Here is a 22,959-nt window from a genome sequence, read left to right on the forward strand (position 1 = left end):
GGAGGGGTTAAGCTCCCGTGCCCCTCACCGGGACGTGTTGCGGTAGACGCAGACGGGTCCCCGGTCCTCGTAGCCGCCCGGACAGGCGGTGACGCAGGCGCCGGCCGCGACCTTCTTCGGCGGCGGGCAGCTGGCGGCGTACTGGGCCTGCGCGGGCCCGGCCGCCAGCAGCGCGAGAAGGGTTGCGGCCCGGATGCCGCCCGATCGAATGCGATCAATCCCGCCCCAGCGCCGCGCCATCACGTCCATCCTGCCGTCCGTATTCCCCCCGGAACACAACCGCAGATATTCAATCCTCCGGGCGTTTCATCCGTCGCCGCGGTGCGGCGGCGCACGGTGCGCCGTCAGTCGCGCGACGATCCGCGCGACCGCGACCTCGGCGGCGGCGAAACCCCGGCCCGTGTCGATGACGAAATCTGCCCGGGCGCGCTTCTCGGCGTCGGGCATCTGCTTGGCCAGGATCGCCGCGAAGGCCGCCTCGGTCATGCCGGGACGGGCGAGCACCCGGTCGCGCTGGATCTCGGGCGGGGCGCTCACCACCGCGACCGCGTCGCAGCGGCCCTCGCCGCCGGTCTCGTAGAGGAGCGGGACGTCGAGGACGACCAGCGGCGCCGCCGCGTGCCGCGCCAGGAAGTCCGTGCTGGCCGCCCGGACCAGGGGATGGACGATGGCCTCCAGCGCCGCCATCCGGTCGGGCGCGTCGAGCACCGCGGCGCGCAGCCGCGCCCGGTCGACGCCGCCGCGATCGTCGAGCACGCCGGGAAAGGCCGCACCGATCGCCGCGGCGGCCGCGCCGCCCGGCCCGTAGAGGGCGTGGACGGCGGCGTCGGCGTCGTGGACCGGGACGCCGCGCTCCGCGAACATCCGGGCCGTGGCCGACTTGCCCATGCCGATCGAGCCGGTGAGCCCGAGGATGACGGGTCCGGATCCGGCCTTCGGGGTCATCCGGCGAGGTCCGCCACGATCCGGTCGCGCAGCTCGGGGGTGACGGCGGGGCGCGGGCCGAACCACGCCGCGAAGCCCGGCACCGCCTGGTGCAGCAGCATGCCGAGCCCGTCCACGGCGGCGAGCCCCCGCCGCCGCGCCGCCGCCAGGAGCTCGGTCTCCAGGGGCGCGTAGACGATGTCGGCCACGGCCGCGTCCGCCGGCAGGGGCGACAGGTCGACGGCGAGGGGCGGCTGGCCCTTCATGCCCAGGGACGTGGTGTTGACGAGGAGGCCTGTTCCGGGAAGCGCCGCCGGCAGGTCGTCCCAGGCGAGCGCCGCGCCGACGCCCGGCGCGAGGGCCGCCACCGCCTCGGCCCGGGCCGCGGTGCGGTTGGCGACCCAGACGCGCCGCAGGCCGCGCTCGGCGAGCCCGACCACGATCGCCCGCGCCGCGCCGCCGGCGCCGAGCACCAGGGCGGTGCCGCCCGCCCGGTCCGGCCAGGCCGCGCCCAGGCTGTGGTCGAGATGGGCGCAGAAGCCCGGCGCGTCGGTGTTGTCGCCGCGGATCCGCCCGTCCGGCCCGACCACCAGGGTGTTGACCGCGCCGATGGTTTTCGCCCGCGGCGTGAGCGTGTCCACCAGCGCGAAGGCCGCCTCCTTGTGGGGGATGGTGACGTTGCCGCCCCGGTAGCCGGACGCGGGCAGGGCGCGGATGAAGTCCGGAAAGGCCTCCGGGGCCACGTCGAGCCGCTCGTAGGAGCCCGGGATCCCGTGCACGGCGAGCCAGTGGCCGTGGATCAGCGGCGAGCGCGAGTGGGCGATCGGGTGGCCGACCACGAAGGCGCGGGGGATCGCGCCGCTCACGCCGCGCAATCCTGCGCGAGGCGGCAGGCCGGGCCGCCGGCCTCCTCGACCTGGAGGGTGGCGTGGCCGATGCCGAACCGGTCGCGCAGGCCCTCGGCGGTCTCGGTGAGGAAGCCGTTGCCGGGCTGGCGGTGGGCCTGATGCCCCTCCTGCATCACGAGATGGACCGTCAGGGCGACGCTGGTGGTGCTCATGGGCCAGATATGCAGGTCGTGGAGGCCGGCGACGCCCGGCCGCTCGAGGAGGAAGCCGGTCACCGCGTCCGGGGAGATCTCCGGCGGCACGGCGTCGAGGGACATGGCCACGCTGTCGCGCAGCAGGCCCCAGGTCGCCCAGACCACCAGGGCGGCGATGACGAGGCTGACCGCCGGGTCGAGCCAGGCGAGGCCGGTGAGCTGGATCACGAGGCCCGCCACCACGACCCCGGCCGAGACGGCGGCGTCGGCCACCATGTGGAGGAACGCGCCGCGGACGTTGATGTCGCCCTTGGCGCCGCTGGCGAAGAGCCACGCGGTCAGGCCGTTGACCAGGATTCCCACCGCCGCCACCACCATCACCGTCGTGCCCGCGACGGGCTCCGGGTGGACCAGCCGGACCAGCGCCTCCCAGATCACCGCCCCCATGGCGATGAGCAGGAACACGGCGTTGAACAGGGCGGCCAGGATCGAGGAGCCGCGGTAGCCGTAGGTGAAGCGCGCGCTGGCGCGGCGGCGCACCAGGATCGCCGCGATCCAGGCCGCCGCGAGGCCCAGCACGTCCGAGAGGTTGTGGCCGGCATCGGCTACCAGCGACATGGAGTTGCTGAGGTAGCCGTAGGCCGCCTCGATCACCACGAAGGCGGTGTTGAGCACGATGCCGATGGCGAAGGCCGTGCCGAAATCCTTCGGCGCGTGCGCGTGGCCGCCGAGGCCGCCATGGGCATGACCGCCCTGGGCGTGGCCGCCGTGGGAATGCCCCCCGTGGCCGCCGTGCGAATGGTCGTGTCCCGCCAAGGCGGTACTCCCTCAGAAAGCCAGAAGCCCGGCGGCGCGCAGCCGCGCGAGGAGCGGCAGAAGCGGCAGGCCCAGCACGGTGCTGTGATCGCCCGCGACCGATTCGAACAGGTGGATCCCCGGCCCCTCGAGCTGGTAGCCGCCGACGCTCGCCCGCACGCGCTCCGCGCCGGCGCAGTCCACATAGGCCGCGATCGCCCTTTCATCGAGGGGGCGCAGGGTCAGCCGCGCGGTCTCCACGAAGGCGTCCTCGACCGCCCCGGCCAGGACCACGGCGGAATGAAGGGCGTGGGTGCGGCCGGACAGACGGGCGAGCTGGGCCCGGGCCGACGCGCCGTCGGCCGGCTTGTGGAACACGGTGCCGTCGAGGTCGAGCACCTGGTCGGCGCCGAGGACGATCCGCCCGGGATGACGCGCCGCCACCGACTCGGCCTTGGCGCGGGCGAGGTGCAGGGCGAGGTCGGGCGGGGACAGGCCGGCGCTCGCCGCCTCGAGGGCGCGCTCGTCGACGTCCGGGGCAGCGGTCTCGACCGGCAGGGCGGCGCTCTCCAGGAGGAGGCGCCTCGTCGGGCTGGTCGAGGCGAGGAGGAGCGGATCCGGACCGGTCCAGGGCGAGCGGGGCATCGCGCCAGTGTCACGGATCCGGGGATCGGTGCAAGCCGGCTGCGACGAGCCCCGCCGCCGGGATGGACCGGCCGGCGGGGCTGTCGCGGGGCCGATACGCTACCTGGCGCCCGGATGGAACCTTGGCAGAGGCCGGTTAGGAGACGGTCAACGGCCCGATCGGGCCGGAATCGCGTTTCGTGCCGCCCCGGGACAGGCGTCCCGCACGGCGGGCGCGACCCCCGTCCCATCCGCTCCCCGATCCTGAGGGACCGGAGCGCAGCGACGTGACCCAGCCAGCGCGCGGCTTGCCACCGCGGCGCCGCCTGGATCGCTCCGCTCGCGGGGACGGCGGCGATGCCCGCGGCCGGGGACAGCCTCAGGTGTTCATCGAGTCGAAGAAGTCGCCGTTGCTCTTGGTCTGGCGCAGCTTGTCGAGCAGGAACTCGATCGCGTCGGTGACGCCCATCGGGTTGAGGATGCGGCGCAGCACGTAGGTCTTCTTGAGCGAATCCGGCGGGACCAGCAGCTCCTCCTTGCGGGTGCCCGAGCGGGTGATGTCGATCGCCGGGAAGATGCGCTTGTCGGAGACCTTGCGGTCCAGGATGATCTCGGAGTTGCCGGTGCCCTTGAACTCCTCGAAGATGACCTCGTCCATGCGCGAGCCGGTGTCGATCAGCGCCGTGGCGATGATCGAGAGCGAGCCGCCCTCCTCGATGTTGCGGGCGGCGCCGAAGAAGCGCTTGGGCCGCTGCAGGGCGTTGGCGTCGACGCCGCCGGTCAGCACCTTGCCGGAGGACGGCACCACGGTGTTGTAGGCGCGGCCGAGGCGCGTGATGGAATCCAGCAGGATCACCACGTCGCGCCCGTGCTCCACGAGGCGCTTGGCCTTCTCGATCACCATCTCGGCGACCTGCACGTGGCGGGTGGCCGGCTCGTCGAAGGTCGAGGCGATGACCTCGCCCTTCACCGAGCGCTGCATGTCGGTGACCTCCTCGGGCCGCTCGTCGATGAGCAGCACGATCAGGTAGCACTCGGGGTGGTTGAGGGTGATCGACTGCGCGATGTTCTGCATCAGCACGGTCTTACCCGTGCGCGGCGGCGCCACGATCAGGGCGCGCTGGCCCTTGCCGATCGGCGCCACGATGTCGATGATCCGCGGCGAGAAATCCTTCTTGGTCGGGTTGTCCAGCTCGAGCTTGAACCGCTTCGTCGGGAAGAGCGGCGTCAGGTTGTCGAAGTGGACCTTGTGCTTGATCTTCTCAGGATTCTCGAAGTTGATCGTGTTGACCTTCAGGAGCGCGAAGTAGCGCTCGCCGTCCTTGGGGCCGCGGATCGGGCCCTCGACGGTGTCGCCGGTCCGCAGGCCGAAGCGGCGGATCTGGGTCGGCGAGATGTAGATGTCGTCCGGGCCGGGCAGGTAGTTCGAGTCGGAGGAGCGCAGGAAGCCGAAGCCGTCCTGCAGCACCTCGACGGTGCCCGAGCCGATGATCTCGACCTCCTTGGCAGCGAGCTGCTTCAGGATGGCGAACATCAGCTCCTGCTTGCGCATGGTCGAGGCGTTCTCGACCTCGACCTCCTCGGCGAAGGCCGTCAGGTCGGTCGGCGTCTTCGACTTGAGGTCCTGGAGCTTGACCTCGCGGACGCCCTCGAGGGCGGCGGGCATGGTCGGCGCGTCGGCCGGCTCCGCGGTCTCGATATCGTCGGCGAGGGCGTCGGGATTTGGCGTCATGGGGGTATCTTGCAACCGACGGAGGTGGTGGGAGGGCCGGTTCAGTGCCAGGTGCCCGGGGGATGGGCACCGGAGAGCGGGCCGCGCTGCGGCGAGGGGCCCGGGGTCAGGTTGGCGAAACCGATGAGGCAGGACCCTCGCGGCTCACGGGCGCGCTGCGGCGCAGACCTTGTGATGAGGGCCCCACACAGATAACGCCTTTCTCGCCCGCACTCAAGGGCCCGGACATTGGCCCGGGACGCCGACGGGGACGCGGGCGACCGGGTGACGCGTTTACTAACCGGCGGGGCCTCGCCGGAGCGCCGCGGCGGCGCTACACGGGCCGCGTCGAACCGGGCCCGGACCCGGGTTTCGGAACCGGGCCGGTGCGCGGCCGTTCCCTGTCCCGGTGCTGCGGCGCAGCAGACCGTCGAATCGAGAGTTCCCCCAGACCGCCATGCGCGACGACGCCACCGGACGCACCCTCACCACGCACGAGCCGCGCCGGATCCCCTGGCTCGAGATCGTCTTCGGCTTCGGCCCGATGCTGCCGATCGCCGTCGGCACCGCCGTGACGTGGTGGCTGAACGGCAAACCCCTCGACTACCTCGTGGCGCTGTTCACCCTGCTCTACGCCGCCTCGATCCTGCTGTTCCTGGCCGGCGTGCGCCGCGGCGTCAGCTTCCGGACCGAGGGCGGCCCGCAGGTGTCGCAGATCGTCACCATGCTGGTCCTCTACGGCCTCGGGCTGGGCAGCCTGTTCGCGGCGGTGATGGGCAAGGCGGTGCCGGCCCTCGCGATGCTGATCCTCGGCTACGCGGCCATCGGGATCCTCGACCCGATCGCGGCGCGCGCCGGCGAGGTGCCGCTGTCGCATGCCCGCCTGCGCCCGCTGCAGATGCCGATCGCCGTGGTGAGTCTCGCGGCACTGCTCTGGCTCAAGCTGACGGCGCCGTACTGAGGTCTTTGGTCCGGGTGAACCGCGCCCTGTGCCGGACCGGGGGAGCGAAGCAGAACTCGATCCGGGAAGAGGCGCACGGGCGCGCGCGGAGTCCGGCAGGGTTCCGCTTCACCGCTCCGGTCGATGCGCCCTTTCCGTCATCACGAGCGCAGCGACGTGACCCAGGGTGGCGCGACCTCGACAAGCGTGGCGCTGCCTGGATCGCTCGCTCCGCCCGCAAGGACGACATTGCTGGATGATCGGGCTGGATGATCGGGCTGGATGATCGGGCGGCCAGAGCGCCCGCGAACCGAATTCCCCTTTCGCCCGGCATGCTCTAGAGCCCGGCCGCAGGATCTCCGCCCGCCGGAGACGATCGAAGATTCGATGCGGGACCCGGATTCCGGGTCCGCGAGAGCGAATGCGCCCATGTCCAAGCCCGAGACCCCGAAGGCCGAGAAGGCCGAGACCCTGAAGCCCCGCCTGCCGCGCGGCTTCGTCGACCGCCGCGCCGGCGAGATCGCCGCGCAGGGGCGGATGCTGGAGACGATCCGCAGGAGCTTCGAGCTCTACGGGTTCGAGGCCCTGGAGACGCCGTTCGTCGAGTACACCGAGGCCCTGGGCAAGTTCCTGCCCGACCTCGACCGTCCGAACGCCGGCGTGTTCTCGTTTCAGGACGACGACGAGGCGTGGCTGTCGCTCCGCTACGACCTGACGGCGCCGCTGGCCCGGTTCGTGGCCGAGAACTACGACGGGCTGCCCAAGCCCTACCGGAGCTACCGGGCCGGCTACGTCTTCCGCAACGAGAAGCCGGGGCCGGGCCGCTTCCGCCAGTTCATGCAGTTCGACGCCGACATCGTCGGGGCCGGCAGCGTCGCGGCCGATGCCGAGACCTGCATGCTGATGGCCGACACGCTGAACCGCCTCGGGCTCGGCGGCCAGTACGTGGTCAAGGTCAACAACCGGAAGGTGCTCGACGGCGTCATGGAGGCGATCGGGCTCGCCGGTCCCGACAAGGCCGGCCAGCGCCTTACGGTCCTGCGGGCGATCGACAAGCTCGACCGGCTCGGCGTCGACGGGGTGCGCGACCTGCTCGGCGGCGGCCGCAAGGACGAGAGCGGCGACTTCACCAAGGGCGCGGGCCTCGACGCCACGGCGATCGGCCGGATCCTCGCCTACGTGTCGTTCCAGGCCGATGCCGGCGACGGCGCCGACAAGGTGGCGTTCTGGGAGAAGTTCTTCGCCGGCTGGCACGAGGCGGTCGGCGATTCGGAGACCGGCCGCGAGGGCATCGCCGAGCTGCACGCGATCATGCGCCTCTGCGCCGCCGCCGGCTACGGCCACGACGTGATCCGGGCCGATCCGAGCGTGGTGCGCGGCCTCGAGTACTATACCGGCCCGGTCTACGAGGCCGAGCTGACCTTCCCGGTCACCAACGAGGACGGCCAGACCGTGCGCTTCGGCTCGGTGGCGGGCGGCGGGCGCTACGACGGCCTCGTCGGGCGGTTCCGGGCCGAGCCGGTCCCGGCCACCGGCTTCTCGATCGGCGTCTCGCGGCTGTTCTCGGCGCTCCAGCTCGTGGGCAGCCCCCTGATCGCCGGCGCCGAGGCCCCCGGGCCGGTGGTGGTGCTGGTCCTCGACCGGGAGAACATGGCCGATTACCAGCGGCTCGTCGCGCTCCTGCGCGCCGACGGCATCCGGGCCGAGCTCTACCTCGGCGCCGCCGGCATGAAGGCGCAGATGAAGTACGCCGACCGCCGCCGCGCGCCCGTGGCGGTGATCCAGGGCTCGAACGAGCGCCTGGCCGGCGAGGTCCAGATCAAGGACCTGATCGAGGGCGCCAGGGCGGCCGAGTCCATCGCCAGCAACGCCGAGTGGAAGGCCGCGCGGCCCGCGCAATTCTCGTGTCCCGAGGCCGACCTGGTGGCGCAGGTCCGCGCCGTGCTGGCCCGGCATTTTCCGTCAACGGAGATCTGAGACACTCGCGCATCGAACCGTAAGTCGAACCGCACGTCGAACGCAGAGGCTCCGGCGGCGTTGTCGTCGGTCGGTGCCGCGGAGATGTCGGGATGCGCGCGAAGATCCTCGTCCTGTCCTTCGGCCTGGTCTGCGCCGGCGCGGGACCCGCCTGGGCCGCCCGGCCGGTCCTCGGCCGGCTGCCCAGCGCCGTCGCGCAGGCCACGCCCGGGACCGGCAGCGCGCCGATCCTGAGCGCCGGGATGGCGGGGGCGCCCGCCCTGACCGTGCTGGCCCGCCGCAAGCCGGCCCGGCGCCCGCGCGGCGCGCGCCTCGGCAGCCTCCGGCCGCTCTGAGCCGCTCTGAGCCGCTCTGAGCCGCTCTGAGCCGGTCCGGTCACTGACGCCGTAGCGGAATCCGGCCGCGGCGCGGGGTCTGCGCAGTCCTGCGCGGCGCGCCGGCCCCACGCTTCCCGGGTGCGTGTCGCCAAGTCCGGTCGCGGTTGCTACAGAGCGCCCGCGAGGTGGATTGCCCCGCGAGGTGGATCGCGATGACACGACCGGAGGCGGGCGAGACGGGGGCGGGGGACGCGGCGCGCGCGCGGCTCTCCGCGCATCTGGCGGCGGCGGGCTACCGGCCGGTGACGCCGCCGGTGCTGCAGCCGCTGGAGCCGTTCCTCGAACTCTCGGGCGAGGATATCCGCCGGCGGATCTTCGTCACCCAGGATGCGGGCGGCGCCGAGCTGTGCCTGCGGCCCGAATTCACCATCCCGGTCTGCCGCCTGCACCGGGCGGAGGCCGACGGGCAGGCGGCCGATTACAGCTATTGCGGCCCGGTCTTCCGGCTCGCCGCCGACGAGCCCGACGAGTTCTTCCAGGCCGGCATCGAGTCGATCGGGCGGACCGACACGCCGGCGGCCGACGCCGAGGTGCTGGGCCTCGCCCTGGAGGGCCTCGCCCTGTTCGGCCGGACCGACCCGGCGGTGCGGCTCGGCGACATGGGCCTGACCGTGGCGCTCCTCGACGGGCTCGCGGTCCCGCCCGCCGCCAAGCGCCGGACGCTCCGGGCGCTGGCCGCCGGGCGCTCGCTGGACGCCGTCACCAACGGCGCCGAGGGCACCCGTCCCGAGGATCCCCACGCGGGCCTGCTCGCGGCGATCCAGGGCCAAGACCCGCGGGGCGTGCGCGCCTTCGTGGAGGACGTGCTGGCGATCGCCGGGATCTCGGCCGTGGGCGGGCGCAGCGCCGGCGAGATCGCCGAGCGCTTCCTCGCCAAGGCCTCCGCGCAGGCCCATGGCGGCGCCGGGCTCAACGCCGAGAACCGCGCGCTCCTCGACCGCTACCGGGCGATCGCCGGCCATCCGGACGCCGCCGCCCGCGACCTGCGGGCGCTCGTCGCCGACGCGGGCCTGCGGCACGACGCCCTCGCGGCCGCCCTCGACCTGTTCGAGGAGCGCACCGGCTTCATCGCGGCCCGCGGCCTGCCGATCGAGCGCTTCCGCTTCCAGGGCGGCTTCGCCCGCAACCTCGACTACTACACCGGCTTCATCTTCGAGGTGACCGAGCGGGACGGCCCGACCCTGGTCGGCGGCGGCCGCTACGACGGCCTGCTCGGCCATCTCGGCAGCCCGGCGCCGTTGCCGGCGGTGGGATGCACCTTCTGGATCGAGCGCGTGGCGGGAGCCGGCCGATGAGTGCCTCGGACGCGGCCGCCATGCCGCTGATCCTCGCCGTCCCGTCCAAGGGCCGCCTGCAGGAGAATGCCAGCGCGTTCTTCGGCCGGGCCGGGCTGAAGCTCGCTCAAGGCGCGGGCGCCCGCGACTACCGGGGCAAGCTCATCGGCGTGCCCGACGTCGAGGTGCGCTACCTCTCGGCCTCCGAGATCGCCGCGCAGCTCGCCTCGGGCGCCGCCCATCTCGGCGTCACCGGCGAGGACCTGATCCGCGAGACCCTGCCGGACGTGCGCGGCCAGGTCGAGCTGCTGACGCCGCTCGGCTTCGGCAACGCCACCGTGGTGGTGGCCGTGCCCCAGGCCTGGATCGACGTGCGCGACATGTCCGACCTCGACGAGGTCGCGGCCGGCATGCGGACCCGCCACGGCCGGCGCCTGCGGGTCGCCACCAAGTACGTGAACCTGACCCGCCGGTTCTTCGCCGAGAAGGGCGTCGCCGATTACCGGATCGTCGAGAGCCTGGGCGCCACCGAGGGGGCGCCGGCGGCGGGCTCGGCCGAGATCGTGGTCGACATCACCACCACGGGGGCGACGCTCTCGGCCAACGCCCTGAAGGTGCTGGACGACGGCATCATCCTGCGCTCGGAGGCGAACCTCGTCGCCTCGCTGAAGGCCCCCTGGGGCGAGGGCCAGCGGGCCGCGCTCCGCACGGTGCTCGGCCGCATCGCCGCCGAGGAGCGCGCCCGGACCACCCGCGAGGTGCGCGCCGCCCTGCCGGAGAGCGGCACGATCGACCTCGCCACGCTCGCGGGCCTGCACGAGGCCGAATTGCCCTACGGCGCGCCGCGGGGAGCCGACGGCGAGATCGTCCTTCGCTGCCGGGAGGCCGCGGTGTTCGAGCTCGCCGGCGCCCTGGTCGAGGCCGGCGCGCGGGCCGTCACGGTGCGGCGGGTCGACTACGCCTTCGCGGCCGAGAACCCGCTGGCGGAGCGGCTCCTGGCGCGGCTCTGAGACCGCCGCGCGATGGAGCCGAGATGGAGCTGAAATGGCTCGAGGACTTCCTGAGCCTCGCGCGCACCGGCAGCTTCTCGCGCTCGGCGGTCGAGCGCCACGTCACCCAGCCGGCCTTCGGCCGCCGCATCCGGGCGCTCGAGGGCTGGCTCGGCGTCGCGCTGGTCGACCGCAGCACCTACCCGACGGCCCTGACGCCGGAGGGCCGGCTGTTCCTGGAGACCGCCGAGGAGACCGTGCGGCGGCTCCACGGCAGCCGCGACGCGCTCCGCGCCCGGATCCGGCCGCCGCCGCGGACCGTTTCGGTGGCGGCGCTCCACACCCTGGCGCTGACCGTCTTCCCGGGCTGGTTCCGCGACGTCGAGGCCCGCACCGGGCCGCTCGGCAGCCGGCTCCTGCCGGACGATTTCCACGCCTGCGTGCAGGCGCTGGCCGAGGGCGGCTACGACCTGCTGCTGACCTACCACCATCCCCTGGTGCCGATCCCCCTCGACCCGGCCGCCTTCCCGCACTTGACCATCGGCCGGGACAGCCTCGTGCCAGTGCACCGGCCGGGGCCGGCCGCGGACCGGCCCGGGCTCGGCTACCCCCGGGACTCGTTCCTGGGCCGGGTCGCGGCGCTCGCCGGTGACGGGGCGGCGGCCGCCCACGTCAACGAGAACGCCATGGCGGAGGCCCTGAAGTTCATGGTCCTCGCGGGCCACGGCCGCGCGTGGCTGCCCGAGAGCCTCGTCGCCCGCGAGCTCGCCGACGGCAGCCTCGTGGCGGCCGGGCCGGGCACGGCGCTGGAGATCCGGCTCTACCGCAGGGCCGGGCGCGGCGGCGCGGTCGAGGCGGTCTGGGCCGCGGCCGCCGCACTGGCGGCGGGGCCCTAGGAACCGGTGCCGGATCGGCATGGCCGGTGCCGACACGGCATTGGATTCCCGCGCCGCCGCGGCCCATCAGGGCGACCGCGACGGTCGGAGGCGGCGATGCTCGGTGTACTCGGCGGGATGGGCCCGATGGCCACGGTGGATTTCCTGGCCAAGCTCGTGCAGGCGACGCCCGCGGGGCGCGATCAGGACCACATCCCGACCCTGGTCTGCTCGGCCGTCGACATCCCCGACCGCGCCGACGCGATCCTGGGCACCGGCCCGGACCCGCTGCCGGCGCTCCGCGCCGCCCTGGCGCGGCTCGAGGCCGGGGGCGCCACCCGGATCGCGATCCCCTGCAACACTGCCCATCACTGGCACGCGGCGCTGCAGGCCGCGACCGCCCTGCCGATCCTCCACATCGTCGACGCCGTGGCCGAGACCCTGGCACGGAGCGGGACTGGGACCGGGAGCGGCGGCCGGATCGGCCTGCTCGCCACCGACGGCACCCTGCGGTCCGGGCTCTACCCGGAGCGGCTGGCGCGGCACGGGCTCGCGTGCCGCGCACCCGATGAGGCAGGTCAGGCCGCGGTGTCGGCGGCGATCCGGCTGGTGAAGGCGCACCGGGTGGCCGAGGCGACGCCGCTGCTGGAGGCGCAGGTCCGGGCGCTGGCCGAGGCCGGCTGCGACCGGGTGGTGATGGCCTGCACGGAGATCCCGCTCGCGCTCGCCGGGAGCGACCCGTCGGGCCTGCTGGTCGACGCCACCGAGGCGCTGGCGCGCGCCTGCGTGGCGGCGTGCCGGCCGGATTGCCGCGTCGACGCCGCGGCCCTGCCGCGCGCGGCCTGAGCGCGGGACCTCACGGGCCCTGCTTGGCGAACTCCGCCAGGACCCCGCGCAGGACCTTCAGCCGGGCGTCGTAGGCGGCCGTCAGGCAGCCGACGTCGCCGCCGCAGGTGCGACGCTCCGTCAGCCACGCCTCCTGGTCGTCGCGCAGCTTGGCCTGGCCGCCCATCGGAAGCACGCTCTTCAGGATCTCGAACCGGGTCGCCATCTCGACGTCCCGGTCGTTGAGGGGGAGATGGGCGCAGATCGCCTTCTCGTCGGGGGCCTCGGCCCTGTCGCACGGGAAACTCGCGGCCCGGGCTGGGGACGCGGTGATCGCGCCGGCGACCGGGCCCGCGAGGGCGGCCAGCGCGAGGGCGAGGACGAGAGGCTTCGACATGGCCTCCCAACGGGCCGGCCGCGGAAAGGCTCCGGCCGGGATCACAGGATCGCGGGATCGCGGGATCAGAGGCCCGGCTTGACGATCGCCAGGATGACGATGCCGATCATCAGCAGCGTCGGCACCTCGTTGAGCACCCGGTAGAACTTGTGCCCGCGGGTGTTCCGGTCGGCGGCGAAATCCTTGACCATCCGGGCGAGCCAGCCGTGGATGCCCGACATCGCGAGCACCAGCGCGAACTTCGCCTGCAGCCAGACGCTCGCGTAGAAGCCGCTCATCCAGGCGAGCGCCAGCCCGAACACCCAGGTGGCGATCATGGCGGGGTTCATGATCGCCTTGAGCAGGCGGCGCTCCATCACCTTGAAGGTCGCGGACTGCGCCTCCGCGCCGGGCGGCAGGCTCGCGTGGTAGACGAACAGCCGGGGCAGGTAGAGCATCCCGGCCATCCAGGCGATCAGGCTGATGACGTGGAGGGCCTTGATCCAGTCGTACAGCACGCGCGGCCTCAGCCCTGGCCGCGCAGCCGCGCGAGCATCCGCTCGACATGGGCCACCGGCGTCTGCGGCGTGATGCCGTGGCCGAGGTTGAAGATGTGCGGCAGGCCGGCGGTCGCCGCGAGCACCGCGTCCACCGCCGCGTCGAGGGCCACGCCGCCCGCGATCAGCGTGTCGGGATGCAGGTTGCCCTGCGTCACCGTCGCGGCCGGCACCGTGTCCCGCAGGGCCTTCAGGTCCACGCCCCAGTCGACGCCGACGGCGTCGGCGCCGGTCTCCGGCACCACCCGGGCGTGGCCGTCGAGGCCCGAGCCGCGGGCGAACACGATGATCTTCGCCCCCGGCACCCGGGCGCGGACGCCCGCCACCATGCGGGCGATCGGCCGCAGCGACCAGCGGGTGAGGGCATCGGAGGCAGGTGCGCCCGGCAAGGCGCTCTCGGCGACATCGCCGACGGGCTCGACCGTGCCGCCCGAGGCCGGAACGGCAGAGGGCACGGCGCGCGGCAGGGTGCCGGCGTGGGACTCGAAGATCTGCACCGCGTCGGCGCCGGCCTCGAGCTGGCGCACGAGGTACTCGGTCTGCACGGCGACGAGGCGGTCGATCAGAGTGTCGACCAGGGCGGTGTCGCCCTCGGCCAGGGCCCGCGCGGGGGCGAGGTCCGGCGTGCCGCGGCCGCCGATCATGTAGCTCGCCACCGTCCAGGGCGCGCCGCAGAAGCCGAGCAGCGTGGTCTCGCCCGGCAATTCGGCCCGCAGCCGCGTCACCGTCTCGAAGACCGGCGCGAGGTGGGTCATGATCGCCGGGTCGCCGGCCTCCCGCAGGCGCGCGAACGCGTCCCGACCGTCGAGCGGGTCGAGGCGCGGTCCCTCGCCCTCCACGAAGCGCACGTCCTGGCCGAGCGCGTGGGGGACGACCAGGATGTCGGAGAACAGGATCGCCGCGTCGAAGCCGAAGCGCCGGATCGGCTGGAGCGTCACCTCGACGGCGAAGTCCGGGCTGTAGCAGAGGTCGAGGAACGAGCCGGCCTCGGCCCGGGTCGCCCGGTATTCCGGCAGGTAGCGCCCGGCCTGGCGCATCATCCAGGCGGGGGGCGGCCCGATCGCCTCGCCCTCGAGGACCCGCAGCACCTTGCGCTCGGACGTCGTCCCCGACGTCGTCTGCCCGGGCTCGCGCTCCGTCCCCGTCATGGTCGCTCCCATCCCGTATCCCTCACCCCGCATGCCCGTCGGCGGGCGTCCTGTCGAGTCGAGGCGCGCCGATCCCCACACAGGCCCCTTCGAAAAGATAAGAGAGAATCTTGGAGTCTGTTTTTTCTTCTGGGGGGCCGAATCTCGGGGGCACAAAAGCGTCCACAGGCGGTCCCCGCCGCCGCGCCGTTAACGAGGCTTTAAAGGATTTCCGCCAACTTGCGAGAACCGGATGGTCCGACAGCGCCTTGGCAACGCCGAGTCGTGTACGGGCGCCGGATTCGCGGCCGATTCGTCCAGAGAGCCGGATTCGGCGCGTCCCGATCATCTGCCTGTGAACGGCGGAGTCGACAGCGCGCACCGGGATCGCCCTGGACCGGCCCGGCGGGGCATCCTATCCACACTCATCGACTCCCCTGGCGGCCGGCGGTGGACAACGTGGGCGCCGCGTGAGGCGACCGCACAGTCGGCCGAGAGGTCGACCGCAGAGGCGATCGGAATGGGCCGCAGCTACTTCCACCTCCACCTCGTCTCCGACTCCACCGGCGAGACGCTGATCAATGTCGGGCGCGCGGCCGCCGCCCAGTACGAGGGCGTGTCGGCGATCGAGCACGTCTACCCGCTGGTGCGCTCGGCCGCGCAGCTCGACCGGGTGATCTCGGAGATCCGGGCCGCGCCGGGCCTCGTCCTCTACACGCTGGTGGGGGGCGACCTCGGCGAGCGGCTGGAGGAGGTCGCCCGGGAGACCGGCTCGCCGTGCCTGTCGGTGCTGCGGCCGGTCCACGACCTGCTGCGCGCGTATCTCGGCGCCGAGACCACGGCGCGGCCCGGCGCCCAGCACATGCTGAACGCCGAGTACTTCAAGCGCATCGACGCGATGAACTTCACGCTGGCCCACGACGACGGCAACCTGCCGGACAATCTGGAGGAGGCCGACGTGATCCTGCTCGGCGTCAGTCGGACATCGAAGACGCCGACCTCGATCTACCTCGCCAATCGCGGCCTCAAGACCACCAACCTGCCGCTGGTGCCGGGCATGCCGCTGCCGCCGGCGATCGAGCGGGCCCGCAAGCCCCTCGTGGTCGGCCTGTTCGCGTCGCCGGAGCGCATCGTGCAGATCCGGCAGAACCGGCTGTCGAGCCTCAACGCCGACGAATCGTCCCTCTACGTCGACCGCTCGGCGGTGGCGGACGAGATCACCATGTCCCGCCGGCTGTTCACCAAGAACCGCTGGCCGACGATCGACGTCACCCGCCGGTCCATCGAGGAGACCGCCGCGGCGATCGTCGACCTCTACCGCGACCACCGGCTGAAGTTCATCGCCGACTGAGGCGGGGCCTCCGAAGGGCCGAGCCCTTCGGCGGGGTCCGGCCGTCCCCCCGAGGACGGGGGCGGGCCGGCGGATGCCGGCGGCGCGCGGATCGGTTCGCGGCGCCGCTGGCGTCAGCGCGCGGAGGCGAAGTGGCTGCGCTGCTCGATCTGGGCCGCGTAGAAGTCCTCGACGACCTCGCGGACCACCTCGGCCAGCTCGTCGCCCCGGTGCTCGTCGAGCTGGATGTCGCTGCCGACCGTCCGGCCGATGGAGCAGCTCGCCGCCCCCGGCACGAGGCGCTCGTTGTAGCGCTGGTTCAGGCCCGAGACCGAGATGTAGTTGCTGCCGCCGAGTTCCGGACCGTACTTGATCTTGATCTTCTGCTCGGACTCGGTGCCGCGCAGCTGCGCGCACAGGCTGATGAAGTTGTCCTGATCGATCTTCGCCTCGAGGCCGGTGATGCTGCCGTGGACGTTGTCCTCCTCGTTGAGGACCTCGGCCATCAGGTTCAGCACGCCCATGACGGGCTGGAGCGCCCGGGACCCGTCCTCGAGCAGCTTCCGCCGGAAGTCGTTGCTGCGCTCGTCGGCCGCCTGCAGCCGCGCGCGAAACCTGTCCTTGACCTCGTTGGCGCGTGCCATCGCGCTCCTCCCTGGTGGTTCACCCGATGCTTTACCGCTCGGATAACCGAAACCTACGAGGCCAATTCAGATGACGCAAGATAGTGCAAAATATTGATGCCTGCTCAGAACGTGAGCCGTTGCACAGGAATAATACTTGCTCATGAACTGTGCAACGGCGGCAGGTCCGGGAGGCGCGCTTACTTCAGGAGCTGCAGCAGGCTGCGCCCCGCCGGAGACTTGAGTTCCCTGGCGTCGAGGGTGCCGTCGTTGTCGGGATCGGCCGCCTTGAAGCGCTGCGCGACGAGGGCGAGGTATTCCTTGCGGTCGAGGGTGCCGTCGGAATCGGTGTCGGCGGCCTTCAGGTCCTTCTTGCTGAGCCGGCCCTTCAGCTCCCTGGCGTCGACGGTGCCGTCCTTGTCGGTCTCGGCGGCGTCGAAGACCTTGCCGGCGGCGGCCTGGGCCTCGGCCAGGTCGATCGTGCCGTCGTGGTCGGTGTCGACCATCTTCAGCGCGCGCTCGGTGCCGGAGGACCGGGCGAGGGCCGCCGACGGCAGCGCGGCCGGCAGGATCAGGAGGGTCACGAGGGCGGTGGCGAGGGCGACGGTCGGGGCGCCCATGGTCGGGCGGCGCGTGGCGGCGCGGGCGGATCGGTGCGGGGTCGCGGGCATGGGGCTCTCCGGTGCCGGTCGGTTCCGGCAGCCCAAATCCCGGTCCCGGCTTGCGTTCCCGCGCCCGCCTTCACGAGATGCGGAGCCACGCCGCGCTCAGCGGATCGGGCCGTCGAGCGGTGCGAGCCGGTCCGCCGCGGGGGCCGCGGCTTCCCCAGGCGCGGCGCCCGACAGGGCTTGGGCCAGGGCCCGGAGATCCGGGACGGGCGCGCCCGCCGCGCCGAAGACCGCCCGGTCGAGGGCCGCGAAAGCGGCCGCGAGGTCGGGCCGCGCCCGCCAGGTCCGGGCGAGGTCGGGGGCGTCCCGCTGGGCCGCGTCGAGGGCCGCGCGGAACCCGGCCGGGTCGCCGGCCCGGGCCGCCGCGCGTAAGGAGCGCAGCGCCGCGCTGGAGAGGCGCAGGCGCGGCCGCCCGAGGCCGAAGCCGATCAGCGCGAGGCCCAGCCCGAAGGCGGCGAGCGCCGAGGCGGCGACGACGAGGGGCGAGGGGATCGCGGGGGGCGCCCGCTCGGTCTCGTGGTCGGGCAGGCCGCCGCCGATCTGCCGGGCCGGGATCTCGGTCTCGCGCATCGTGCGGGTGTTGGTGTCGAACCACGGGATCGCGATGGCGTCGAGGGGGATGATCTCCGGAACGCCGGGCTTCACGTCCCACTGGTAGGTGGCCCGCGCCACGGGTCCCGAGGGCGTCAGCAGCGTCTCGCGGGTGACGGGGCCCGCGAAGGTGATGATGCCGCGGGTGCGCATGACCGGCCGGGGCGGCAGGCCTTCGGCGACCATGCCCTGGGCCTCCAGGGTGACGATCCGGCGGGTGGTCTCGCCGACCTTGATGGTCTCCGGGTCCGGGCTCCAGGAATCGGTGATCGCCACGTCCTTGGCGGGCAGCCACCAGGGCTCCTTGGCGTCGGGGCCGCCGGTGGGCTCGGTCCAGGGTGCGACCGGGAAGGGGATCGGCTTCGAGCGGACCTCGACGACCCGCCGCTCGCCGACATCGTTGACGGTGAGCTTGTGGACGAACGGCTCGATGGTGAACTGGCCGGCATGGTGCGGGAAGACCGCCACGGTGCGGTCGAACGCGATGGCGCTCTGGCCATCGGGGAGCTTGGTCCGGCTCCAGTGGTCGCGGCCGAGCTGCGTCCACGAGAAGTTCGCGAGGGAGGGCTGCACCACCTCCTCGAGCAGGATCGGCTGCTTGTAGACCCCGTGGATCTTCAGCAGCACCATCTCGCGGGGGAAGGGGGCACTGTTGCCGTTGAGCTCCGCGGTCACCGTCAGCGTGAGGTCGCCCGGCTCGATCTCGGCCCGGGCGGGCAGGGGGGCGAGGAAGGGCGCGAGAAGGATGAGGGCACGGGGCAGGGCGCGGGTCAGGGCGCGCCGCTCGGAAACGCCGAAAACACTTACCACGGGTTGCTCCCGGCGGGGATCGCGGTGCCGGCCTCGACCCGGCGGGTCTGCTCGGCGCGCAGGCGCAGCTTGAGATAGCGGCCGGGATCGTCCGGCAGGGTCTGGAGCCAGAGCCGGTCCGGGCGGATCTCGTGGGCCTCGAAGCTCTTGGTCACCCGGCGGACCTCGCGCTCGGGCGCCTCGGCCACCATGGCTGAGCCGCCGCCGGTCCGGCCGCGGCCGGCCGCGTCGCCGGCCGAGCCCCGGGCCTGGCCCTTGCCGGCGTCGATCGACTGCTGCTCGGCCTTGCCGCGGCGGGCGACCTTGCTGTTGCCGGGCAGCGACGCGCTGGCGTTCGATTCCTTGTTGCCGGCGAGACCCTCGCCGCTGGAGGCGGCGTTGATGTCGTTGTTCTGGTCCTGGTTGGCGGTGTTGTTGTAGCGGGCGCCGTACTGGGCGGTGCCGTTGGCGATGCCGCCGCCGGGCCCGCGGTCGATCACCTCGGCTCGCATCCGGGCGATCAGCGAGCGGTTGGCCTGGGCGTCGGCGTCGCGGGGGTTGAAGCGCAGGGCCTCGTCGTAGGCCGCGAGCGCCCCGTCGAGATCGCCGGCCCTGGCCAGAGCGTTGCCGAGATTGTAGCTCGCCCGCCGCCCGCCGGCACGGAACAGCGCGACCGCCTCCTCGTAGCGGTCGGCCTCGTAGAGCGCGGCGGCGCGCCAGGCCGGATCGACGAACACGTCCGCGGCGAGGCCCGGCAGGCCGAGACCCATCAGCAGCCGCCCGAAGCCGGTGCGGGGCTGCGAGACCGCGAGCAGCGCCAGGAGGCCGATCCCGGCGAGGGCGAGGCCGGCGATCCGGGCGAGCCGCCGCCAGCGCGGCGGCAGGCCGGCCCGGAGCGGGGCGGCGAGGCCGGTCTCGGGAAGGGTCAGCCGCATCACGCGCTCCTGCGGAACAGCAGCAGCGCCGGCAGCGCCGCCAGCAGCAGCAGCCAGCGCCCGAGATCCGCGTAGGCCAGGACGCCGTAGCCGCCCGCCGCGAGGTGCTGGGCGAGGCCGGCCCCGACCGCGTCGAGCACCGGGCCCGGGGTCGCGATGTCGGCGGCCGTGCCGCCGCCGGCCCGGGCGAGGGCGTCGAGGGCGGTCCGGTCGGGCTTCGGCGCGCCGGGCGGCAGCGGCTTGTCGGCCGGGACGTAGAGGGCCTGGAGCCGCCAGCCGTGCTCGGCGATGGCGCGGGCCTCGCGGGTGGCGGCCTCGCCGATGCCGTCGCCGTCGCTGATCAGCACCACGTCGGCCGCCACCACGTTGGCCTCCGCGAGGGTGCGGCGGGCCAGCGCCAGCCCGCGCTCGGGGTGCGAGCCGCGGTCCGGCACCGTGTCGGCGTCGAGGGCGAACAGGGTGGTGCCGAGGCTGTCGCGGTCCGTGGTCGGGGAGGCGGCGAGGTAGGCGTCGCCCGCGTAGACCACGAGGGCGACCGCCCGGGTGCCGGCGGCCTCCGCCACGGCGGCGGCGGCCTGCCGGACGCCCTGGAGGTTGCCGCCCTCGGTGACCGACCGCGACAGGTCGACGACGAGCACGGTCTCGTCGAGGTTGCGGTAGGTCCGCCCGTCCGCCCGCTCCACCGCGGGGCCGGTCAGCGCCAGGGCGATCAGCCCGGCCGCCAGCGCGGCGGCGAGGTTCGCCTGCCGCCGGCCGCCGAGCACCGCGCCGGCCCGGGCGAGATGGGCCATCAGCGCCGGGTCGACCGCCCGGGCCCAGTCGCCCAGCGGCGCCGAGCGCCACGCGGCGCGAAGGGCCAGCAGGACCACGACCGGGATCGCCAGGAACCACCAGGGGCGCAGGAGGGCGACGGCGTCGAGGGCGCTCATCGGGCGGACCCTCCGACCCGCATTCCCGCCCCCGAGGCCGGCGCCGCGCCCCGGCACCGCGGGACGCGGGGGAGGGTCGGGGGCGCGGGGTATCGTACCATCACGCGCCCCTCCGGCTGGCCAGCAGGAGCGCGGCGCTGAGGAAAGCCAGGGCGGCCGGCCAGGGCCAGAGGTCCCGGCGGAGCGGCAGGGGCGGGGCGAGGGCGCGTCCGCCCTCCAGCCGGTCGATGGCGTCGGCGACCCGGACCAGATCCTCGGTGGTGCGCACCCGGAACGCCTCGCCGCCGCTCGCCCGCGCCATGTCGCGCAGGGTCTCGGTGTCGACCACGTCCTGCTCGCCGTCGGCGTCGGCCATGTCGCGGGGCCCCAGGGCGATCGTGTAGACCTTGATGCCGAGTTCCTTGGCGAGCTCGGCCACGTCCTTGGGGGCGGTCTGGCCGGCATTGTTGGCGCCGTCCGACAGCAGGATCACGGCCTTCGCGGCCTTCTCGCCCGGCCTGGCCCCGGCGGCGTCGCCCCCGGCGTCCCGCGGGTCCAGCCGGCGCAGGGCGAGCCCGAGGCCGTCGCCGATGCCGGTTGAGCGGCCGCTGATGCCGATCGTGGCCTCGTCCAGCGCCCGGGCGACCGCCGCGGTGTCGAAGCTCGGCGCCGCCGCCACGTAGGCCTGGTCGGCGAAGATCACGAGGCCGATCCGATCCCCGGCCCGGCGCCGGATGAAGTCGGTGCCGACGCGCTTGACCGCGGTGAGCCGGTTCACGGTCTCGCCGTCGAGGGCGAAGTCGCGCCGCTCCATCGAGCCCGACAGGTCCATGGCGATCATGATCTCGCGGCCCGAGGCCGGGAGGGCGGCCGCCGGCATGACGAGGCGCGGGCCCGACAGCGCCGCCACCAGGGCGATCCACAGCGTCCAGGTGAGCAGGGCCCGCCGGCGCCCGCGGGCCGCGCGGTCGGCGCCGGCGCGCGCGCCGGCCACCAGGGTGGCGGGCACGCGCAGGGCGCCGCTGCCGCCCTCCGGCTCCGCCGGGATCAGGCGCGCGGCCAGCAGCGGCAGGGGCAGCGCCAGCAGCGCCCAGGGCGCGGCGAGGTCGAAGGCCGACAGGAGCGCGCTGAGCCACGCGGGCAGGAATCCGCTCATGCCCGCAGCCGCCCGATCAGGCGGGCGAGCTCGGCGTCCAGGGCGTCGAGGTCGGGATCCTGTCGCCGGTACAGCCCGTCGGCGAGCACCCGGCCGGCGCCCCGGGTGAAGAAGTCGGTCCGGAACAGCCCGTCCAGCCGGGCCGCCCAGTCCGGGCCCGTCGCCCGGGTCCCGGTTCCTGCCTCGCCGGACTGGTCGAGGGACCGGTCGAGGGATCGGTCGAGTCGGCGCAGCAGCCGGGCCTGTGCGACGAGGCGCGCCTCCGGGTCGAGGCCCCGGCTCCGGGCGAGCTCGGCGAGCGCCGCCCGGCGCAGGGTGGCCCGCGCCCGGCCGCGCGCGTAGCGCACGAGCCCGACCAGCAGGGCGGCGAGGAAGCCCAGGGCGGCCGCGGCCACGACCTCGCCCTGCACGGCGCCGGCGGCGCCTCCGGGCAGGTGCAGGCCCCGGAGCTGGTCGAGGGACAGGGGGATCTCGGCGGGCGCGACGGGATTCATCGGGTCGCGCCGCGGATCAGGTCGCCGGGGATCGCGCCGCCGGGTCCGGCCTCACAGCACGGCATCGAGGCGCTCCATGAGCGGCGCGTAGGCCTCCGGGCCGGTCTCGACGTCGAGGCGCACGCCCGCGATGCCGCGGCGGGCGTAGTCGGCGAGCCGGGCCTCGGCGGACGCGTCCGCCTGTCCTCCCGCGGTCGGCAGCGCGGTCCCGCGGCGGCCGTCCGCGAGGGCGAAGGGGTAGTAGCCCGGCGGCCGGGCGCGCTCGAAGGCGTCGCTCACCAGGATCAGCCGGATGGCGATCCGCTCGGCGAGCAGGGTCAGGAGCTCGTCGAAGCCCGGGCCGGGATCGTCCAGGGCGCTGGCGATGACGAGGTGGCCGCCGGCCGGCAGCAGGCTGCGGGCGAGGGCGAGCGTCGCCTCCAGCGGCGGCTCCGCGCGGGCCGGCGCGCCGGATTCGGCCTTCAAGGCGTCGGTGTGGGCCTGGGCGAGGGCGCCGGTGACCGCGATCATGGCGCGCTCGCCGCCCGCCGGCCGCAGCACGGTCGGCGCGCCGGCCGCGGCGACCGCGAGGCCGACCCGGCCGCCGTCGGCGGCGATCCGCCAGCCGAGCAGCGCCAGAGCCTCGGCGCCCGCCACCGAGCGCAGGGCCCGGCGGGTGCCGAACAGCATCCCGGGCCGGAAATCGGCGAGCAGCACCACGGCGCGGTCGCGCTCGTCGTGGTGGGTGCGGACGTGCAGCTGCCCGGTGCGGGCCGTGGCGTTGCGGTCGATGAAGCGGCGGTCGTCGCCCTCGGACCAGAGGCGGACGTCCTCCGGCTCCGACCCGCGCCCGCGGCGCCGGGTGACGATGCCGCCCGGCAGGCCCGCCAGCGTCCGGGTGGCGGGCGCGGAGCCCCGCCGGGCGAGGTGGCGCAGGCCCATCAGGGCCTCGCCCGAGAGGTGGATGCCGTGCTCGGCGCGGTCTCGCCCCGCCTCCCGGGCGGGGAAGGGGCCCCCAGCGGTCGGGCCGACCGCCCCCGCGGCGGGGAGAGGGGATCTGCGGCGCGCCTGCC

The 22,959-nt window shown here is 74.1% G+C and carries 25 protein-coding genes; 8 read left to right on the plus strand and 17 right to left on the minus strand.

The features are described 5' to 3' along the window. Window positions 1–24 precede the first annotated feature (24 nt). The 6 genes from ASG32_RS30240 to rho form a co-directional block, all read right to left on the minus strand. Window positions 25–240 carry a hypothetical protein gene (locus ASG32_RS30240; protein WP_056533818.1) on the minus strand — a complete coding sequence of 72 codons (216 nt, stop codon included), beginning with the start codon at window positions 238–240 and terminating at the stop codon, window positions 25–27. Between the two features lie 66 nt (window positions 241–306). Continuing rightward, a complete protein-coding gene (gene coaE / locus ASG32_RS30245; RefSeq protein ID WP_056533621.1) occupies window positions 307–945 on the minus strand; it encodes a dephospho-CoA kinase in 639 nt (212 codons plus the stop codon). After that, complete coding sequence (locus ASG32_RS30250) at window positions 942–1,790, minus strand: shikimate dehydrogenase (protein WP_056533819.1); 849 nt, start codon at window positions 1,788–1,790, stop codon at window positions 942–944. The genes coaE and ASG32_RS30250 overlap by 4 nt, the downstream gene beginning before the upstream one ends. Next, window positions 1,787–2,782: a cation diffusion facilitator family transporter gene (locus ASG32_RS30255; RefSeq protein ID WP_056533623.1), complete on the minus strand. Its 996-nt coding sequence runs from the start codon at window positions 2,780–2,782 to the stop codon at window positions 1,787–1,789. The genes ASG32_RS30250 and ASG32_RS30255 overlap by 4 nt, the downstream gene beginning before the upstream one ends. Before the next feature lie 12 nt (window positions 2,783–2,794). Next, window positions 2,795–3,406, minus strand: coding sequence for a nucleoside triphosphate pyrophosphatase (locus ASG32_RS30260; RefSeq protein ID WP_056533625.1), 612 nt, complete (start codon window positions 3,404–3,406; stop codon window positions 2,795–2,797). A 358-nt stretch (window positions 3,407–3,764) separates the two neighbouring features. Further along, window positions 3,765–5,051: a transcription termination factor Rho gene (rho, locus tag ASG32_RS30265; RefSeq protein ID WP_085986776.1), complete on the minus strand. Its 1,287-nt coding sequence runs from the start codon at window positions 5,049–5,051 to the stop codon at window positions 3,765–3,767. A 502-nt stretch (window positions 5,052–5,553) separates the two neighbouring features. On the opposite strand from rho, the gene ASG32_RS30270 reads away from it, so the two are divergent. The 7 genes from ASG32_RS30270 to ASG32_RS30300 all read left to right on the plus strand — a co-directional run bounded on the left by ASG32_RS30270 (window position 5,554) and on the right by ASG32_RS30300 (window position 12,374). Further along, window positions 5,554–6,057, plus strand: a complete 504-nt coding sequence (locus ASG32_RS30270) for a DUF3429 domain-containing protein (protein ID WP_056533629.1) — start codon at window positions 5,554–5,556, stop codon at window positions 6,055–6,057. Between the two features lie 408 nt (window positions 6,058–6,465). Then, window positions 6,466–8,013 carry a histidine--tRNA ligase gene (hisS, locus tag ASG32_RS30275; RefSeq protein WP_056533631.1) on the plus strand — a complete coding sequence of 516 codons (1,548 nt, stop codon included), beginning with the start codon at window positions 6,466–6,468 and terminating at the stop codon, window positions 8,011–8,013. Between the two features lie 92 nt (window positions 8,014–8,105). Beyond that, window positions 8,106–8,348, plus strand: a complete 243-nt coding sequence (locus ASG32_RS30280; protein WP_056533633.1) for a hypothetical protein — start codon at window positions 8,106–8,108, stop codon at window positions 8,346–8,348. 194 nt (window positions 8,349–8,542) lie between these two features. Then, entirely contained in the window at window positions 8,543–9,685 is a 1,143-nt protein-coding gene (locus tag ASG32_RS30285) for an ATP phosphoribosyltransferase regulatory subunit (protein WP_056533635.1), read from the plus strand. Then, entirely contained in the window at window positions 9,682–10,674 is a 993-nt protein-coding gene (gene hisG, locus ASG32_RS30290; RefSeq protein WP_056533637.1) for an ATP phosphoribosyltransferase, read from the plus strand. Before ASG32_RS30285 ends, hisG begins: the two co-directional genes overlap by 4 nt. 23 nt (window positions 10,675–10,697) lie before the next feature. Next, window positions 10,698–11,549, plus strand: coding sequence for a LysR family transcriptional regulator (locus ASG32_RS30295; RefSeq protein WP_056533639.1), 852 nt, complete (start codon window positions 10,698–10,700; stop codon window positions 11,547–11,549). Between the two features lie 96 nt (window positions 11,550–11,645). Then, window positions 11,646–12,374 (plus strand): amino acid racemase, encoded by a 729-nt coding sequence (locus tag ASG32_RS30300; protein WP_056533641.1) that lies wholly within the window; start codon window positions 11,646–11,648, stop codon window positions 12,372–12,374. A 10-nt stretch (window positions 12,375–12,384) separates the two neighbouring features. Here the strand turns inward: ASG32_RS30300 and ASG32_RS30305 are convergent, their stop codons facing one another. From ASG32_RS30305 to ASG32_RS30315, 3 genes are all read right to left on the minus strand, one after another. Beyond that, the gene (locus ASG32_RS30305; RefSeq protein WP_056533644.1) at window positions 12,385–12,750 is read right to left on the minus strand and encodes a lysozyme inhibitor LprI family protein; all 366 of its coding nucleotides are present in this window, start codon (window positions 12,748–12,750) and stop codon (window positions 12,385–12,387) included. Between the two features lie 65 nt (window positions 12,751–12,815). Next, the gene (gene hemJ, locus ASG32_RS30310) at window positions 12,816–13,247 is read right to left on the minus strand and encodes a protoporphyrinogen oxidase HemJ (protein ID WP_020094048.1); all 432 of its coding nucleotides are present in this window, start codon (window positions 13,245–13,247) and stop codon (window positions 12,816–12,818) included. A gap of 8 nt (window positions 13,248–13,255) precedes the next feature. Continuing rightward, entirely contained in the window at window positions 13,256–14,446 is a 1,191-nt protein-coding gene (locus tag ASG32_RS30315) for a uroporphyrinogen decarboxylase (protein WP_056533646.1), read from the minus strand. 487 nt (window positions 14,447–14,933) lie between these two features. Here ASG32_RS30315 and ASG32_RS30320 point away from each other — a divergent pair, with 487 nt between their 5' ends. After that, a complete protein-coding gene (locus tag ASG32_RS30320; protein WP_020094046.1) occupies window positions 14,934–15,764 on the plus strand; it encodes a pyruvate, water dikinase regulatory protein in 831 nt (276 codons plus the stop codon). 113 nt (window positions 15,765–15,877) lie between these two features. On the opposite strand, the gene ASG32_RS30325 is transcribed toward ASG32_RS30320, so the two are convergent. The 8 genes from ASG32_RS30325 to ASG32_RS30360 all read right to left on the minus strand — a co-directional run bounded on the left by ASG32_RS30325 (window position 15,878) and on the right by ASG32_RS30360 (window position 22,828). Further along, window positions 15,878–16,387, minus strand: a complete 510-nt coding sequence (locus tag ASG32_RS30325; RefSeq protein ID WP_020094045.1) for a hypothetical protein — start codon at window positions 16,385–16,387, stop codon at window positions 15,878–15,880. A gap of 179 nt (window positions 16,388–16,566) precedes the next feature. After that, the gene (locus ASG32_RS30330) at window positions 16,567–17,037 is read right to left on the minus strand and encodes an EF-hand domain-containing protein (RefSeq protein ID WP_199866179.1); all 471 of its coding nucleotides are present in this window, start codon (window positions 17,035–17,037) and stop codon (window positions 16,567–16,569) included. Window positions 17,038–17,133: 96 nt separating this feature from the next. Then, complete coding sequence (locus ASG32_RS30335) at window positions 17,134–18,435, minus strand: BatD family protein (protein WP_056533648.1); 1,302 nt, start codon at window positions 18,433–18,435, stop codon at window positions 17,134–17,136. Continuing rightward, window positions 18,429–19,349, minus strand: a complete 921-nt coding sequence (locus tag ASG32_RS30340) for a tetratricopeptide repeat protein (protein ID WP_056533650.1) — start codon at window positions 19,347–19,349, stop codon at window positions 18,429–18,431. The genes ASG32_RS30335 and ASG32_RS30340 overlap by 7 nt, the downstream gene beginning before the upstream one ends. After that, window positions 19,349–20,278 (minus strand): VWA domain-containing protein, encoded by a 930-nt coding sequence (locus ASG32_RS30345; protein ID WP_056533652.1) that lies wholly within the window; start codon window positions 20,276–20,278, stop codon window positions 19,349–19,351. The genes ASG32_RS30340 and ASG32_RS30345 overlap by 1 nt, the downstream gene beginning before the upstream one ends. Window positions 20,279–20,378: 100 nt before the next feature. Beyond that, window positions 20,379–21,401 (minus strand): VWA domain-containing protein, encoded by a 1,023-nt coding sequence (locus ASG32_RS30350; RefSeq protein ID WP_026605067.1) that lies wholly within the window; start codon window positions 21,399–21,401, stop codon window positions 20,379–20,381. 8 nt (window positions 21,402–21,409) lie between these two features. Continuing rightward, the gene (locus ASG32_RS30355) at window positions 21,410–21,907 is read right to left on the minus strand and encodes a DUF4381 family protein (protein ID WP_056533654.1); all 498 of its coding nucleotides are present in this window, start codon (window positions 21,905–21,907) and stop codon (window positions 21,410–21,412) included. Between the two features lie 51 nt (window positions 21,908–21,958). Continuing rightward, entirely contained in the window at window positions 21,959–22,828 is an 870-nt protein-coding gene (locus ASG32_RS30360; protein WP_199866180.1) for a DUF58 domain-containing protein, read from the minus strand. Window positions 22,829–22,959: the final 131 nt, after the last annotated feature.

It is taken from the genome of Methylobacterium sp. Leaf361 (genome assembly GCF_001424445.1).
In the GTDB taxonomy this organism is placed as follows: Bacteria; Pseudomonadota; Alphaproteobacteria; order Rhizobiales; family Beijerinckiaceae; genus Methylobacterium.

What these genes read in the sequence shown, in the direction of transcription:
- ASG32_RS30240 (WP_056533818.1), bottom strand. Translation starts at nt 240, where the DNA reads ATGGCGCGGCGCTGGGGCGGGATTGATCGCATTCGATCGGGCGGCATC.
- coaE (WP_056533621.1), bottom strand. Translation starts at nt 945, where the DNA reads ATGACCCCGAAGGCCGGATCCGGACCCGTCATCCTCGGGCTCACCGGC.
- ASG32_RS30260 (WP_056533625.1), bottom strand. Translation starts at nt 3,406, where the DNA reads ATGCCCCGCTCGCCCTGGACCGGTCCGGATCCGCTCCTCCTCGCCTCG.
- rho (WP_085986776.1), bottom strand. Translation starts at nt 5,051, where the DNA reads ATGCCCGCCGCCCTCGAGGGCGTCCGCGAGGTCAAGCTCCAGGACCTC.
- ASG32_RS30270 (WP_056533629.1), top strand. Translation starts at nt 5,554, where the DNA reads ATGCGCGACGACGCCACCGGACGCACCCTCACCACGCACGAGCCGCGC.
- hisS (WP_056533631.1), top strand. Translation starts at nt 6,466, where the DNA reads ATGTCCAAGCCCGAGACCCCGAAGGCCGAGAAGGCCGAGACCCTGAAG.
- ASG32_RS30280 (WP_056533633.1), top strand. Translation starts at nt 8,106, where the DNA reads ATGCGCGCGAAGATCCTCGTCCTGTCCTTCGGCCTGGTCTGCGCCGGC.
- ASG32_RS30285 (WP_056533635.1), top strand. Translation starts at nt 8,543, where the DNA reads ATGACACGACCGGAGGCGGGCGAGACGGGGGCGGGGGACGCGGCGCGC.
- hisG (WP_056533637.1), top strand. Translation starts at nt 9,682, where the DNA reads ATGAGTGCCTCGGACGCGGCCGCCATGCCGCTGATCCTCGCCGTCCCG.
- ASG32_RS30295 (WP_056533639.1), top strand. Translation starts at nt 10,698, where the DNA reads ATGGAGCTGAAATGGCTCGAGGACTTCCTGAGCCTCGCGCGCACCGGC.
- ASG32_RS30300 (WP_056533641.1), top strand. Translation starts at nt 11,646, where the DNA reads ATGCTCGGTGTACTCGGCGGGATGGGCCCGATGGCCACGGTGGATTTC.
- ASG32_RS30305 (WP_056533644.1), bottom strand. Translation starts at nt 12,750, where the DNA reads ATGTCGAAGCCTCTCGTCCTCGCCCTCGCGCTGGCCGCCCTCGCGGGC.
- ASG32_RS30315 (WP_056533646.1), bottom strand. Translation starts at nt 14,446, where the DNA reads ATGGGAGCGACCATGACGGGGACGGAGCGCGAGCCCGGGCAGACGACG.
- ASG32_RS30320 (WP_020094046.1), top strand. Translation starts at nt 14,934, where the DNA reads ATGGGCCGCAGCTACTTCCACCTCCACCTCGTCTCCGACTCCACCGGC.
- ASG32_RS30325 (WP_020094045.1), bottom strand. Translation starts at nt 16,387, where the DNA reads ATGGCACGCGCCAACGAGGTCAAGGACAGGTTTCGCGCGCGGCTGCAG.
- ASG32_RS30330 (WP_199866179.1), bottom strand. Translation starts at nt 17,037, where the DNA reads ATGCCCGCGACCCCGCACCGATCCGCCCGCGCCGCCACGCGCCGCCCG.
- ASG32_RS30340 (WP_056533650.1), bottom strand. Translation starts at nt 19,349, where the DNA reads ATGCGGCTGACCCTTCCCGAGACCGGCCTCGCCGCCCCGCTCCGGGCC.
- ASG32_RS30345 (WP_056533652.1), bottom strand. Translation starts at nt 20,278, where the DNA reads ATGAGCGCCCTCGACGCCGTCGCCCTCCTGCGCCCCTGGTGGTTCCTG.
- ASG32_RS30355 (WP_056533654.1), bottom strand. Translation starts at nt 21,907, where the DNA reads ATGAATCCCGTCGCGCCCGCCGAGATCCCCCTGTCCCTCGACCAGCTC.
- ASG32_RS30360 (WP_199866180.1), bottom strand. Translation starts at nt 22,828, where the DNA reads ATGGGCCTGCGCCACCTCGCCCGGCGGGGCTCCGCGCCCGCCACCCGG.